Source organism: Pseudomonas sp. PsB (assembly GCF_043658375.1).
Classification (GTDB): domain Bacteria; phylum Pseudomonadota; class Gammaproteobacteria; order Pseudomonadales; family Pseudomonadaceae; genus Aquipseudomonas; species Aquipseudomonas putida_Z.
Window position 1 is genome coordinate 1 of the sequence record NZ_JBIGLU010000051.1, and the last position, 14,231, is coordinate 14,231.

General features: G+C 64.9%; 11 protein-coding genes and 1 tRNA gene. All 12 read right to left on the reverse strand.

Annotation, left to right across the window (positions count from 1 at the left end; all coding sequences use genetic code 11):
* Nucleotide 1 precedes the first annotated feature (1 nt).
* Nucleotides 2–77, reverse strand: a tRNA-Val gene (locus ACGLHT_RS28010).
* A gap of 240 nt (nt 78–317) precedes the next feature.
* Nucleotides 318–1,091: an SDR family oxidoreductase gene (locus ACGLHT_RS28015; RefSeq protein WP_274120123.1), complete on the reverse strand. Its 774-nt coding sequence runs from the start codon at nt 1,089–1,091 to the stop codon at nt 318–320.
* Nucleotides 1,088–2,299, reverse strand: a complete 1,212-nt coding sequence (locus ACGLHT_RS28020; RefSeq protein WP_025338247.1) for an O-succinylhomoserine sulfhydrylase — start codon at nt 2,297–2,299, stop codon at nt 1,088–1,090. Before ACGLHT_RS28020 ends, ACGLHT_RS28015 begins: the two co-directional genes overlap by 4 nt.
* A gap of 16 nt (nt 2,300–2,315) precedes the next feature.
* Nucleotides 2,316–3,821: an amidophosphoribosyltransferase gene (purF, locus tag ACGLHT_RS28025; RefSeq protein WP_025338246.1), complete on the reverse strand. Its 1,506-nt coding sequence runs from the start codon at nt 3,819–3,821 to the stop codon at nt 2,316–2,318.
* Nucleotides 3,822–3,863: 42 nt separating this feature from the next.
* Nucleotides 3,864–4,421 carry a CvpA family protein gene (locus ACGLHT_RS28030; RefSeq protein ID WP_013971612.1) on the reverse strand — a complete coding sequence of 186 codons (558 nt, stop codon included), beginning with the start codon at nt 4,419–4,421 and terminating at the stop codon, nt 3,864–3,866.
* A 283-nt stretch (nt 4,422–4,704) separates the two neighbouring features.
* Nucleotides 4,705–5,370, reverse strand: coding sequence for an SPOR domain-containing protein (locus ACGLHT_RS28035; protein ID WP_274120122.1), 666 nt, complete (start codon nt 5,368–5,370; stop codon nt 4,705–4,707).
* Nucleotides 5,354–6,661 carry a bifunctional tetrahydrofolate synthase/dihydrofolate synthase gene (gene folC / locus ACGLHT_RS28040; RefSeq protein ID WP_274120121.1) on the reverse strand — a complete coding sequence of 436 codons (1,308 nt, stop codon included), beginning with the start codon at nt 6,659–6,661 and terminating at the stop codon, nt 5,354–5,356. The genes ACGLHT_RS28035 and folC overlap by 17 nt, the downstream gene beginning before the upstream one ends.
* Entirely contained in the window at nt 6,661–7,554 is an 894-nt protein-coding gene (gene accD, locus ACGLHT_RS28045) for an acetyl-CoA carboxylase, carboxyltransferase subunit beta (RefSeq protein WP_025338243.1), read from the reverse strand. Before accD ends, folC begins: the two co-directional genes overlap by 1 nt.
* A 222-nt stretch (nt 7,555–7,776) precedes the next feature.
* Nucleotides 7,777–8,397, reverse strand: a complete 621-nt coding sequence (locus ACGLHT_RS28050; protein WP_274120120.1) for a phosphoribosylanthranilate isomerase — start codon at nt 8,395–8,397, stop codon at nt 7,777–7,779.
* Between the two features lie 61 nt (nt 8,398–8,458).
* Nucleotides 8,459–9,319, reverse strand: coding sequence for a tRNA pseudouridine(38-40) synthase TruA (truA, locus tag ACGLHT_RS28055; protein ID WP_137163294.1), 861 nt, complete (start codon nt 9,317–9,319; stop codon nt 8,459–8,461).
* Between the two features lie 193 nt (nt 9,320–9,512).
* A complete protein-coding gene (locus tag ACGLHT_RS28060; RefSeq protein ID WP_274120119.1) occupies nt 9,513–12,236 on the reverse strand; it encodes a FimV/HubP family polar landmark protein in 2,724 nt (907 codons plus the stop codon).
* A gap of 71 nt (nt 12,237–12,307) precedes the next feature.
* Nucleotides 12,308–13,312 (reverse strand): aspartate-semialdehyde dehydrogenase, encoded by a 1,005-nt coding sequence (locus ACGLHT_RS28065; RefSeq protein WP_274120118.1) that lies wholly within the window; start codon nt 13,310–13,312, stop codon nt 12,308–12,310.
* Between the last annotated feature and the right edge of the window lie 919 nt (nt 13,313–14,231).

The following is a 14,231-nucleotide window of genomic DNA, read 5'->3' on the forward strand; positions in this document are numbered from 1 at the left end:
GTGGTGGGTGATGACGGGATCGAACCGCCGACCCTCTGCTTGTAAGGCAGATGCTCTCCCGGCTGAGCTAATCACCCTCGCGATGTTGCTTGTTGCGTTTGCTTCGCTGAGGCCGCGAAATTTACGCAGGTGGCGAAGCTAAGTCAATAGCCCCATTGAATTTTTTTCAGAAAAGCGCAAAAGCGGTGCGGTTGCCTGTGGCGGCCTCTTCGCGGGTAAACCCGCTCCCACAGGTACTGCACAGGCCTTGAGAACTGCGCAGTACCTGTGGGAGCGGGTTTACCCGCGAAAAGGCCGGTACAGGATATGCAAAAGGCTCAGGTGTAGATCATCTTGCGGGTCATGCCGCCATCGACCACGAACTCCTGGCCGGTGACGAACGCCGCTTGCCGAGACAACAGCCAGGCGACCATGGCCGCCACGTCTTCCACCGTCCCTACCCTGCCCGTCGGGAGCTGGGCATGGTCCGCCTCGGTCAACGGCTCGGCACGGCGCTGCGATGGGTCACGGGCATCGATCCAGCCCGGGCTCACCGCATTGACGCGGATCTCCGGGCCCAGGCTCATGGCCAGGGCATGGGTCAAGGCCACCAGGCCACCCTTGCTCGCCGCGTAGGCCTCGGTATCGGGCTCGGACTGTCGCGCCCGGGTGGAGGTGAGGTTGACGATCGCCCCGTTGTGCGCACGCAGGTACGGCGCACAATGCTTGGCCAGCAACATCGGGCCGTTGAGGTTTACCGCCAGCACCCGGTTCCACTGCGCCAGGCTCAGGCTTTCGAGGGTCTGGTTGTGCGGATTGGCGATGGCCGCATTGCACACCAGCGCGTCCAGGCGGCCAAACTGCCCCAGCACCTCGGACACCCCGGCGCTGACCTGGGCCTCGTCGGCAACGTCCATGGTAATGAACCAGGCATTGTCACCCAGGGCCTTGGCCACCTTGGCGCCGCGCTGGCGGTCAAGGTCGCTTAGCACCACCTGCCAGCCTTCGCAGATAAACCAGGCGGCAATGCCCAGGCCGATGCCGCGCGCGGCACCGGTCACCAGGGCTACCCGGCCGTTATGGCCGGGCGTACCGCCGCGGATTTCGATCACAGTGCCGCCAACCCACGCGCCAGGTCGGCCTGCAGGTCGGCCACATCTTCCAGACCCACGGCAACGCGGATCAGGCTGTCGCGGATGCCGGCGGCTTCACGTTCCTGCGGCGTCAGGCGACCGTGGGAGGTGGTGGCCGGGTGAGCGATGGTGGTCTTGCTGTCACCCAGGTTGGTGGTGATGGAAATCACCCGGGTAGCGTCGATGAAGCGCCAGGCGCCCTCTTTGCCACCCTTGACCTCGAAGCTGACCACCGCGCCGAAGCCACTCATCTGGCGCTTGGCCAGTTCGTGCTGCGGGTGGCTCGGCAGGCCGGCGTAATGCACCTTCTCCACGCCCTCCTGCTGCTCCAGCCATTCAGCCAGTACCTGGGCGCTTTCGCAGTGCGCACGCATGCGCAGGCGCAGGGTTTCCAGGCCCTTGGTGAAGATCCAGGCGTTGAACGGGCTGAGGGTGGGGCCTGCGGTACGCAGGAAGCCCACCACTTCTTTCATCTGCTCGGCACGGCCGGCAACCACGCCACCCATGCAGCGGCCCTGGCCGTCGATGAACTTGGTGGCCGAGTGGAACACGATGTCGGCACCCAGCTTCAGCGGCTGCTGCAGCGCCGGGGTGCTGAAGCAGTTGTCCACCACCAGCATGGCACCGTGGGCATGGGCGATTTCGCTGAGGGCGGTGATATCGACCAGCTCGGCCAGCGGATTGGACGGCGACTCGACGATCAGCAGCTTGGTATTGGCCTTGATGGCCTTTTCCCAGCCGGCGAGGTCGACCAGTGGCACGTAGTCCACCTGCACGCCAAAGCGCTTGAAGTACTTCTCGAACAGGCTGATGGTCGAGCCGAACACGCTCTGCGACACCAGCACATGGTCACCGGCACTGCACAGCGACATCACCACGGCGAGGATCGCCGCCATGCCGGTGGAGGTGCCCACGGCCTGCTCGGCGCCTTCCATGGCCGCCAGGCGCTCCTCGAAGGCACGCACAGACGGGTTGGTGTAGCGCGAATAGACGTTGCCCGGCGTTTCGCCGGCAAAGCGCGCGGCGGCATCGGCAGCCGTGCGGAACACATAGCTGGAGGTCAGGAACAGCGCTTCGCTGTGCTCGGCCTCCGGTGTACGGTTTTGACCGGCGCGCACCGCCAGGGTGTCGAAACCGACACCCTCGAGGTCACTGTCCAGTCGTCCGGCATCCCATTGATCCGTCATGCCGTCGCTCCCGAAATCAGTTGTTGTAGAGGTCGATGATCGCGCTGACCGCCTGGTTCTTGACCTTGGCCAGGTCGTTACGAGCCTGCTCGATACGGTCGAGGTAGGCTTCGTCGATATCGCCGGTGACGTACTCACCGTTGAATACCGCGCAATCGAAGTGGTCGATCTTGATCTTGCCGCCACCGACCGAGTCGATCAGGTCCGGCAGGTCCTGATAGACCAGCCAGTCGGCGCCAATCAACTCGGCCACTTGTTCGGTGGTACGGTTGTGGGCGATCAGTTCGTGAACACTCGGCATGTCGATGCCGTAGACGTTGGGGTAGCGCACCGCAGGGGCTGCGGAGCAGAAGTAGACGTTCTTGGCGCCGGCTTCGCGGGCCATCTGGATGATCTGCTTGCAGGTGGTGCCGCGCACGATCGAGTCGTCCACCAGCATCACGTTCTTGCCGCGGAACTCCAGCTCGATGGCATTGAGCTTCTGGCGTACCGATTTCTTGCGCGCGGCCTGGCCGGGCATGATGAAGGTACGGCCGATGTAGCGGTTCTTGACGAAACCTTCGCGGAACTTGACGCCCAGGCGGTTGGCCAGTTCCAGGGCCGCGGTGCGGCTGGTGTCCGGGATCGGGATGACCACGTCGATGTCGTGCTCGGGGCGCTCGCGCATGATCTTGTCGGCCAGTTTTTCACCCATGCGCAGACGGGCCTTGTACACCGACACGCCATCCATGATCGAGTCCGGGCGGGCCAGGTAGACATGCTCGAAGATGCACGGTTGCAGCTTCGGTGCTTCGGCGCACTGCTTGGTGTACAGCTGGCCTTCTTCGGTGATGTACACCGCTTCGCCCGGCGCCAGGTCGCGGATCAGGGTGAAGCCGAGCACGTCCAGGGCCACGCTTTCCGAGGCGATCATGTATTCCACGCCTTCGTCGGTGTGACGCTGGCCGAACACCACCGGGCGGATGCCGTTGGGGTCACGGAAGCCGACGATGCCGTAGCCGGTGATCATCGCCACCACGGCGTAACCGCCGACGCAGCGGCTGTGCACGTGGGAAACCGCGGCGAACACGTCTTCTTCGGTCGGCTGCAGCTTGCCACGCACCGCCAGCTCATGGGCGAACACGTTCAGCAGTACTTCCGAGTCGGAGTTGGTGTTGACGTGGCGCAGGTCGGACTCGTAGATCTCCTTGGCCAGCTGCTCGACGTTGGTCAGGTTGCCGTTGTGTGCCAGGGTGATGCCGTATGGCGAGTTGACGTAGAACGGCTGGGCCTCGGCCGAGGTCGAGCTGCCCGCAGTCGGGTAGCGCACATGGCCGATGCCGATGTTGCCGACCAGGCGCTGCATGTGGCGCTGCTGGAACACGTCGCGCACCAGGCCATTATCCTTGCGCAGGAACAACCGGCCGTCATGGCTGGTCACGATACCGGCAGCGTCCTGGCCGCGGTGCTGGAGGACCGTAAGCGCGTCATACAGCGCCTGATTGACGTTCGACTTACCGACGATACCGACGATGCCACACATGCGACGCAACCCCTACTTTGACGAAACTTGAGTGAATAGCGCTCAGGGCTTTGCCGGCCCGAGCAACTGTTCCTTGAACGGAAGATCAGCTGGAGTGCCGATCAGCCCACTGGGTGTCCACTGGCCGGTAAAACCCAGGATCAGGTTTTTCGACCAGTCGGCGACCAAGAGAAATTGTGGTATCAGGCGTGATTCCTGCCACCAGGTGTCCTGTTGAACCGGCCCCAGGCTGATCAGCCCGATGGCCACCACCACCAGCAAGGCCCCGCGCGCGGCGCCGAAGGCCATGCCCAGGAAACGATCGGTACCGGACAGCCCGGTCACGCGGATCAGCTCGCCGATGAGGAAGTTGATCATGGCCCCCACCAGCAAGGTGGCGACGAAAAGAATGGCGCAGCCGGCGATGACGCGCATCGACGGCGTCTGGATGTAGCTTTCAAGATACACCGAGAGCGAACCGCCGAACATCCAGGCAACCGCACCGGCAATGATCCAGATGAGCAAGGACAAGGCTTCCTTGACGAAGCCGCGCTTGAGACTGATCAGTGTGGAGACGGCGATGATCGCGATGATCGCCCAATCAACCAAGGTAAATGCCACGGTGCTGCCTGCAGACGTTTGAGGCGGCGCATTTTAACAGAGCGGCGGGCTGGGAGTAAGCGGAATGTCAGGTGATTAGCGCTACCCGGGCTTACGCGATCATTGTGGGAGCGGCCTTGTGTCGCGAAAGGGCCGCAAAGCGGCCCCGGCGATTCTGGCAGTGTCGTTGAGATCCTGGGGCCGCTTCGCGGCCCTTTCGCGACACAAGGCCCCACATGGACCGCGCCGCTGCAAGACCTATACAGAACCCGCGAATGAGCGGCAAAGCCGACCCCGGGTTATATCAGCTGCGCTCAGGCTGGAAGCGCACCACGAAGCCCTTGAGGCTGTTCTGGCGGTTGATGGCGTCACGCACGCGCTCGGCCTCGGCCCGCTCGATCAGCGGCCCCACGTACACCCGGTTCATGCCACCCGCCGAGCGGATATAGGCGTTGTAACCCTGGCTACGCAAGGTTTGCTGCAGCTTTTCGGCCCCGGCACGGTTGGACAGGCTGGCCAACTGGATCGACCAGCTGACCGGCAGGCCATTGACGTCGATCTTCGATGGCGCCGCCGGCGCGGCCGGCTTGACTGCCGGCTGAGGCTCGACCTTGGCCACGGGCGCCTGCGGCTTGACGGGCTGAGGCTGAGGCTGCACCTGCGCCTGAGGCTGGGTCTGCGGTGACGGGGTAATCGGCTGGCTGGGCGTGCTCGCCGGCGCGGTGGACTCGTCCACCACCACCGGTGGCTGTTGCGGCTCTTGCGCAATGGCCTGCGGCTCCGGCACGGCAACCGGCTCCACCTTCACTTCCGGCAGGCTTGGCATGGCCGGCGCCTGCGGGGCCTCGACGCGCACCTGACGCATCTCGTCCTCGCGGGTGAACAGCATCGGCAGGAAAATCACCGCCAGCGCCACCAGCACCAACGCACCCACCATGCGCTGTTTCATCCCTTTATCCAGCACTGCCATCTACTCCACCCTCCTGGGCGTGCCGCTCCAGCCATTCCAGTGCCTGGGCAACACAGAAAAACGAACCGAACAGCAAGATCTGGTCATCCGCCGTTGCCTGCGCGCATTGCCCTTCAAGGGCAGCATCGACGCTGGCATAAGACTTCACCGCAGCGCCGACGTTCGTCAAGGCCGTGGCCAGCTCCGCAGCCGGGCGGCTGCGCGGGGTATCCAGTGGCGCCACCGCCCAGTCGTCGACCAGCCCCTGCAGCGGCGCGACAACACCGTCCAGGTCCTTGTCGGCGAGCAGGCCGAACACCGCCAGGCGGCGCCCCTTCAGCGGCCGCGCCGCCAGGCGCCGGGCCAGGTACTCCGCGGCGTGCGGGTTGTGCCCGACATCCAGCAACAGCTCCACCTGCTTGCCCTGCCAGCTCAGCAGGCGACGGTCGAGGCGACCCGTGATACGGGTATCCAGCAGCGCCTGGCGAATCTGCCCGGCGTCCCAGGGCAGGCCCATCAGCAGGTAGGCCTGCAGGGCCAGCGTGGCGTTTTCCATGGGCAGGTCGAGCAAAGGCAGGCCACGCAGCTCTACCTGCGCACCATCAGCCGCAGTACCCCGCCAGTTCCAGCTGCCAGCGGCACTGGCCAGGTCGAAGTCACGACCACGCAGGAACAGCGGCGCAGCCAGTTCGGCGGCCTTGTCCAGCAGCGGCCGAGGCGGATCCAGGTCACCGCACAGTGCCGGTTTGCCCTGACGGAAGATGCCGGCCTTCTCGAAGGCCACCAGCTCGCGGGTATCACCCAGGTAATCGACATGGTCGACGCCGATGCTGGTCACCAGGGCCAGGTCGGCATCCACCACGTTCACGGTGTCCAGGCGGCCACCAAGGCCCACTTCCAGTACCACGGCATCCAGCTGCGACTGGTAGAACAACCAGAACGCGGCCAGGGTGCCCATCTCGAAGTAGGTCAGGGAAATATCGCCTCGCGCCGCCTCGACGGCGGCGAAGGCTTCGCACAGGCGCTCATCGCTGGCCTCTTGGCCATCGATCAGCACCCGCTCGTTGTAACGCAACAGGTGCGGCGAGCTGTACACGCCGACCTTGAGCCCCTGGGCACGCAGCAGCGAGGCCACGAAGGCGCAGGTCGAGCCCTTGCCGTTGGTGCCGGTCACCGTCACCACGCGTGGCGCCAGCTTGCCCAGCGCCAGCCGGGCAAGCACCTTCTGCGAACGCTCCAGGCCCATGTCGATGGCCGAGGGGTGCAACTGCTCGAGGTAGGCGAGCCATTCGCCCAGGGATCGTTGTTTCATCACGCGACGGCAGCCGCCTCACGCGCTTGCTCCGGGGTTTCCTGGCCGGTCATCTGCGCCAGCAGGCGGGCCAGACGCGGGCGCAGCTCGCCACGGGAGATGATCAGGTCGATGGCGCCGTGCTCCAGCAGGAACTCGCTGCGCTGGAAGCCTTCCGGCAGCTTCTCGCGCACGGTCTGCTCGATCACGCGCGGGCCGGCGAAGCCGATCAGTGCCTTTGGCTCGCCGACGATCACGTCACCGAGCATGGCCAGGCTGGCGGAAACACCACCGTACACAGGGTCGGTCAGTACCGAGATGAACGGGATGCCTTCTTCGCGCAGGCGCGCCAGCACGGCCGAGGTCTTGGCCATCTGCATCAGCGAGATCAGCGCTTCCTGCATGCGTGCACCGCCCGAGGCGGAGAAACAGACCATCGGGCAGCGGTGCTCCAGGGCATAGTTGGCCGCGCGCACGAAGCGCTCGCCGACGATGGCACCCATGGAACCGCCCATGAACGAGAACTCGAAGGCGCTGACCACGATCGGCATGCCCATCAGGGTGCCGCTCATGGAGATCAGGGCGTCCTTCTCGCCGGTCTGCTTCTGCGCGCCGGTCAGGCGGTCCTTGTACTTCTTGCCATCACGGAACTTCAGGCGGTCGACCGGCTCCAGGTCGGCGCCCAGTTCGGCACGGCCATCGGCGTCGAGGAAGATGTCGATGCGCGCACGTGCGCCGATGCGCATGTGGTGGTTGCACTTGGGGCAGACATCCAGGGTCTTTTCCAGCTCCGGACGATACAGCACGGCCTCGCAGGCCGGGCACTTGTGCCACAGGCCTTCAGGCACCGAGCTCTTCTTCACCTCGGAACGCATGATCGAAGGGATCAGTTTGTCGACTAACCAGTTGCTCATGCTTTCTTTCTCCAGTATTGGCAGGCGTGGGCCGGTGTCGCCGGCCCTGCCCTGCCCTTGAGCTCAAAATCTTTTATGAAACGATGATGGACCGGCCGCCGGGACTTCCCGCGCGCCACCCCACCGCTAATGTGTTGTCTTGCCGCCACAGGCGCAGGCGGCTGCCCCGCAGGGCTGCGAAAGCTATGGACGATGGCGCGCAGCCAGCCGTCACATCTGCCATCACGCCTGTTTCACCGCATGCATGAATGCCTCGATCTTCGCCGCGTCCTTGATGCCCTTGGCTTGCTCCACGCCGCCACTGACATCCACCGCGTACGGCCGCACCTGGGCGATGGCCTGGCCGACATTGTCGGCAGACAACCCGCCCGCCAGGATGATCGGCTTGCTCAGGCGCGCCGGCACCAGCGACCAGTCGAACGCTTCACCGGTGCCTCCGGGTACGCCTGGCACATAGGTGTCCAGCAGAATGCCGCGGGCACCGGCGTAAAGCTGGCAGGCCGCCTCCAGGTCGTCGCCCGGGCGCACGCGCAGGGCCTTGATCCAGGGGCGGTGGTAGCCTTCGCAGTCCTGCGGGGTTTCATCGCCGTGGAACTGTAGCAGGTCCAGCGGAACCACTTCGAGGATCTCGTTCAGCTCGCAGCGCGAAGCGTTGACGAACAGCCCGACCGTGGTCACGAACGGTGGCAGCTCGGCGATGATCGCCCGCGCCTGGCGCACGTCCACGGCGCGCGGGCTCTTCGCATAGAAGACGAGGCCGATGGCATCGGCGCCCGCTTCGGCAGCGGCCAGTGCGTCTTCGATGCGGGTAATCCCGCAGATCTTGCTGCGAACATTGCTCATGGACAGCGAACCCTGCTTGTTACGGTGAAAGGCCGGATGTTAGCAAATGACTTTTCGCCCGTCAGTCTGCCAATGCCTCGTAGCCGGTCAAAAAGTGTGGGCCGATGTAACGCTTGGGCAGCGCGTATTCCTCGGGGTACTCCACCTGCACCAGGTAGAGCCCGTACGGGTGCGCCGTTACCCCGCCTTCGCGGCGGTTGCGCCCCTCCAGCACCTCACGCGCCCAGGTGACCGGGCGTTCTCCGGCACCAATGGTCATCAGTACACCGGCGATGTTACGCACCATGTGGTGCAGGAAGGCCGTGGCACGCACATCCAGCACGATCATCTGGCCATGGCGGGTGACGCGCAGGTGGTAGATGTGCTTGATCGGCGACTTGGCCTGGCACTGGCTGGCGCGGAAGGCACTGAAGTCATGGGTGCCGAGCAGGTACTGCGCGGCTTCGGCCATGCGTTCGACATCCAGCGGGCGGTGGTTCCAGGTGACTTCCTCGGCCAGGTGCGCCGGGCGGATCGGGTCGTTGTAGATGACGTAGCGGTAACGCCGGGCGCAGGCCTTGAAGCGGGCATGAAAGTCGGCCGGCATCGGCTGCGACCAGACCACGCTGATGTCATGGGGCAGGTTGAAGTTGGTGCCCATGGTCCAGGCGCGCTCATCGCGCACGGCGCGGGTGTCGAAGTGCACGATCTGCCCGCAGCCATGCACGCCGGCGTCGGTGCGCCCGGCGCAGATTACCGAGATCGGCTCGTTGGCCACCTTGGACAGGGCCTGCTCCAGGGCCTGCTGGACACTGGGCACGCCACTGGCCTGGCGCTGCCAGCCACGATAGCGCGCGCCTTTGTATTCCACGCCCAGGGCGATGCGGGAGTAGCCTTCGGCCGCGGACTCGGCGGCGGCGGTGTCGATGATGTCCAAGAGCATGAAACCTGTGGGGTGTACGGAATGGCGGGGATTATAACGACAACGGCAGCCGTGTAGGGCTGCCGTTGAATATGCACTGCCTTTCAGGGCCTCTTCGCGGGTAAACCCGCTCCCACAGGGCCCGCACAGAATTCGGACCTGTGATGAACCTGTGGGAGCGGGTTTACCCGCGAAGAGGCCGGAGCAGGCAACCTCAGACCAGCCGGGAGAGCATGTCCTCGGCTTCCTGGCGCTGGCTGTCGTCGCCATCCTTGACCACTTCATCGAGGATGTCGCGCGCGCCCTGGTTGTCGCCCATGTCGATATAGGCGCGGGCCAGGTCAAGCTTGGTGGCCACTTCGTCGCTACCGGAGAAAAAGTCGAAGTCCAGGTCGTCCAGTGGCTCGGGCTCTGGCTGGGCAACCGCGTCTTCACTGGTGAAGTGCGGCTCCAGCGACGGCGATTCGAGGCTCTGCGACAGCTTGTCCAGTTCGGCGTTGACGTCGTTCAGCTCCGAGGCAAAGCTCTTGGCTGCCGGCGAATCATCTTCCAGCGACAGCGAAAGATCGAAGTCGGATGGCAGGTCGAACTCGGAAAGCGGGTCGAACGCTGGCTCGCTGTCGAAGGCAGCCAGCTCGGCGGCGACATCCACCGGGGCTTCGTCCACCGCTGCCGGGGCGGCCGGGACAACCGGTTCGCTGACGTCGAGGTCGAAGTCGGACAGGTCCACAGCGGGCTGTGTCTCGGCCTGGGCCAGCATGGCCTCGAACTCGGCGTCGGCGTCGGCCTGCAGCTCGGCATCCACGGCAAACGGCTCGTCTTCCGGCTGAGCCGTTTCCAGCACCGGCTCATCCAGTACCGGCTCGTCGATTCCAGGTTGCTGGGCCACCGATTCGTCCAGCAGCGGCGCCGCCAGCGGGTCTTGCTCGGGCAGGTCGTCACCCAGGCTCAGGTCGAAGGCACTGTCCAGGTCCTGCTCGTCCAGGCCCGGCGCATCGAGGGTCGGCACTTCATCGAAGGCATCCAGCTCAGCATCCAGATCAACTTCGGGCTCGAGCACTGCCTCAGGTTCCGCCTGGGCAACGGCCTCTGGTTCAACCGCCACCTCTGGCTCGAACGCCGGCTCTTCCTCGGGTGCCACGTCGGCAACCACTGGCGTTTCAGGCTGATCCTGCAGCAGCTCCTGCACGTACTGCTCATCCATCTCGGCAGCCAGGGCCGCCGCGCCCAGGCCGGCAGCGGCCAGGCCGAGCATGGCCGGGTAGCGCTCTTTCAGCCCGGCAACCGCTGCACTGTTCTGCTCGCTGGCCGGCAGCTTGCGTTCCTGCTCGACGAACGCGCTCTGGTCACCCTGGCGGGCGTACACATCCATCAGTTTCAGGCGCAGGTCGTCACGCTGCGGCGCGGCGGCCACGGCAGGCTCCAGCAGGTCGGTAGCGCGGTTCAGGCGGCCTTCGGCCACGCATTGCTCGACCTCCGCCAGCAGCGCGGCGTGGGGGTCGGCTTGCGGTTCAGGTTGCGCTTCGACGGCGGGTGCCGATGTTTTTTCCGCGGCGGTGGCGGCGGCAGCCGAAGCAGCGACCACGGCCGGCGACAGGGTCACGCTCGGGGCCGAGACCTCGACGCCATCGAAGCTTGCGCTATCGCTGTCGAAGCCTGCGCCCTGCTCTTCTTCCAGCGCCCGCGCCATGCGCAGGTGCTTTTCAGCCTCCTGCTGGGCCTTGCGCTTGCGCGCCAGCAGCAACAGCAGAAGCAGCAGTACGAGGAAGGCACTACCGGCAATCAGCCCAAGCAGCAGCGGGCTGCCCATGATTTCGTCGACCAGGCTGCCAGGCTGGCCGGCAGGTGCGGCCTCGGCGGCGGGCGCCGGCTTGTGTGCGGTATCGACGGCGGCAGGTGCAGGCTTGGCGACCGGCTGGGCCGGCGCCGCCGCACCCTGGGCTTCAAGGCGGGCCAGCTGGTTGTTCTTCAGCTCGATCAGACGCTGCAGCTTGTCCAGCTGGCTCTGCAGGTCGGCCATGCGGCTCTTGAGCTCTTCGTTGTCGCGACGGCTGGTGTCCAGGCTTTCCTGGGCCACCGCCAACTTGTCGTTGAGGGCCTTGGCCTGGTCGGCACCGGCTTGGTTGCCTGGGCTGACCAGGCGCAGGTTGTCGCCCTGGGCGATACGCGCCGGTGCTGCCTCGGCGGCACCGCGACGGGTGGCGTCCAGCTGGCGGGCACGCGGGCCCAGGCGGCGGCCTTCACGCCAGGCGGCATATTGCTCGGCCACCTCAGCGGTCGCCTCGCCCTGCGCGATATTCTGGATCTGCTGCTGGTCGGGCAGGCGCAGCACCTGGCCAACCTTCAGCTGGTTGATGTTGTTGCCGATGAAGGCGTCCGGGTTCAGCGCCTGGATCGCGATCATGGTCTGCTGGATCGAACCACCCTGGGTGTTGCGCGCGGCAATCTGCCACAAGGTGTCGCGGCGTTGGGTGGTGTAGCTGCCGGCAGCAGTCACCGCTGGCGCGACATTGCCTGCCGCCGGTTTGTCGCCCTGGGCCTTGGCCTGGTCGAGCAGCACGCTGTAGTCACGCAACAGGCGGCCCTGCGGCCACATCACCTGGACCAGGAACTTTACCACCGGTTCAGGCAGCGGCTGGCTGGAGGTAACCCGCAGCACGCTCTTGCCGTTGGGGTTGATCACCGGCGTGAAGGTGAGGTCTTCGAGGTACGTCGGCAGCGCCACCCCGGCCTTGCTGAACTCTTCCGGCGGCGCCAGGCTCGGCGCCACTTCGGCGGCGGTGAGGTCGCGCACGTCGAGCAGCTCGATCTCGGCGTCCAGGGGCTGGTTCTGTGCCGACTTGAGGGTCAGCTCCCCCAGGCCCAGGGCATTCGCCATGCCCGACGACAGCGCCGATGCTGCAGCCATGGCCAGAACCAGTTTGCGAATTCGAAGCATGACCTCTTCCCTTGTATAAAGCGTCCTGAAACCTGCATGCGGAGCAGGACAATAGTGCTCGCCAGTATCTTTTACGGCATGTGTTTAATCAACAATTGCGCCACTTGCACGGCATTGAGCGCGGCACCTTTGCGCACGTTGTCGGTGGTCAGCCAGAGGTTGAGCTGCTGGTCTTCATCAACACCGTGCCGTACACGACCAACATAGACCACGTCCTGGCCTACTGCGTCGCCTACCGGGGTCGGATAATCATCGCGCTCCACCAGTTCGACGCTGTCGGCCGCCTCGAGGGCCTGATTGACCGCGTCCAGGTCTACCGGGCGACGGCTCTGCACCGCCACACTGAAGCTATCGCCGAAAAACACCGGGACTTGAACGCAGCTCACGGAAATCTTCAGTTCCGGCAGGCCCAGCAGCACGCGCAGCTCGCTGACCAGGCGGCGCTCCAGGGCCGTGTGGCCTTGCTCATCGGCGGCTCCGACCTGGGCCAGCATGTTGAACGCCACCTGGCGATCGAAGAAGCGCGGCTCCAGGGGGCGGGCATTGAGCAACTCGGCGGTTTGCCGGGCGAGTTCGTTGACCGCTTCACGGCCTTGTGCGGACACCGCCAGCGCGGCCATTACCTGCACCCGCTCGATATCCAGCAGGCCTTTGAGCGGTGCCAGTGCAACGGCCAGGGCAACCGCGGCCGAGCACGGGCTGACGATGCGGGCGGGCAATGCCAGGCTGGCCAGGCGTTCGGCGTTGGCTTCTGGCACTAGGGCGAGGGCGTCGTCCAGGCCAGCGGACAGGTCGATGACCGTGCAGCCTGCCTGCAGCGCCTTGCTGGCAAGGCTGCGGCTGACGGCGGCGCCTGCGGCGAAGAAGGCCAGCTTGACCTGGGCGAAGTCGAAGCTGTCCACTTCACGCACCTTCAGCTTCTTGCCGGCGAACATCACGCTGCTGCCCGCCGATTCCATGCTGGCCAGCAGGTGCAGGGTGGCGACCGGGAAATCCAGCTCTTCGAGGATCTGCACCAGGGCTTCACCGACGCTGCCGGTGGCGCCGACGACGGCGATGTCCAAAGGGTGTGTCATGGAAGGGATCCTTTTGCTGAAAACGGCGGGGGGCGGCACTTTACTCGGATTGTAGAGTTTTGTCTGTGCTGGCCCAAACCTAGAGCTGCGCTGCGCTGCGCTGCGCCGCTCTTGCTCTTGCTCTTGCTCTTGCTCTTGCTCTTGATCTTGATCTTGATCTTGATCTTGATCTTCGCGACTTCAGGAGGCCGAGCAGAGGGCTTGCGGAGGGAGGTGACGGGCATGGATGCCCGTCAAGCGCTGAGGCCCCATGGATGGGGCCTGCAGCGCGTACTCCCGGGAGCAAGACCGGCGCGAGGGAACCCCGGAGCGCAGCGCAGGGGCCGGATGATGGGAGCGCAGCGTTTTTTGGTTACTTTTTGCCGCGTTTGGCAAAAAGTGACTCGCCGTAAGGGCGAAAAGGTGAGTCAGCGTCGCCATCGCAAACGGACTGTTCGCCATATCAAAACCGTCGCTTAAGCTTTTTGGCTTTTTGGATGCGGGCATTCACATCGAGTAGGCATTCATTCGCGATGGTGGCGCTTAATCACCTTTCCGCCCTTACGGCGGGTCCCTTTTTGTCGTGGCAAAAAGGAACCAAAAACCGTCGGCTCCCATCATCCGGCCCCTGCGCTTCGCTCCGGGGTACCCTCGCTACGGGCCTGCTCCCGGGAGTACGCGCTGCAGGCCCCATCCATGGGGCCTCAGCGCTTGACGGGCATCCATGCCCGTCACCTCCCTCCGCAGTCCCTTCGCTCGGCCTCCTGAAGTCGCAATCGGCGGCGCCTGAACTATCGCGCGCCTAGAAGCAAAAGCAAAAGCAAAAGCAAAAGCAAAAGCAAAAGCAAAAGCAAAAGCAAAAGCAAAAGCAAAAGCAAAAGCAGAGAAGAGCCGGGCCGGCTGGGATGGATCGGAAATAAAAAAACCCGCGCTGTCACCA

Bases quoted from the DNA above. Each gene is read 5' to 3' on its own strand.
- ACGLHT_RS28020 (WP_025338247.1), bottom strand. From the start codon at position 2,299: ATGACGGATCAATGGGATGCCGGACGACTGGACAGTGACCTCGAGGGT.
- truA (WP_137163294.1), bottom strand. From the start codon at position 9,319: ATGCTCTTGGACATCATCGACACCGCCGCCGCCGAGTCCGCGGCCGAA.
- folC (WP_274120121.1), bottom strand. From the start codon at position 6,661: ATGAAACAACGATCCCTGGGCGAATGGCTCGCCTACCTCGAGCAGTTG.
- ACGLHT_RS28035 (WP_274120122.1), bottom strand. From the start codon at position 5,370: ATGGCAGTGCTGGATAAAGGGATGAAACAGCGCATGGTGGGTGCGTTG.
- ACGLHT_RS28060 (WP_274120119.1), bottom strand. From the start codon at position 12,236: ATGCTTCGAATTCGCAAACTGGTTCTGGCCATGGCTGCAGCATCGGCG.
- ACGLHT_RS28050 (WP_274120120.1), bottom strand. From the start codon at position 8,397: ATGAGCAATGTTCGCAGCAAGATCTGCGGGATTACCCGCATCGAAGAC.
- purF (WP_025338246.1), bottom strand. From the start codon at position 3,821: ATGTGTGGCATCGTCGGTATCGTCGGTAAGTCGAACGTCAATCAGGCG.
- accD (WP_025338243.1), bottom strand. From the start codon at position 7,554: ATGAGCAACTGGTTAGTCGACAAACTGATCCCTTCGATCATGCGTTCC.
- ACGLHT_RS28065 (WP_274120118.1), bottom strand. From the start codon at position 13,312: ATGACACACCCTTTGGACATCGCCGTCGTCGGCGCCACCGGCAGCGTC.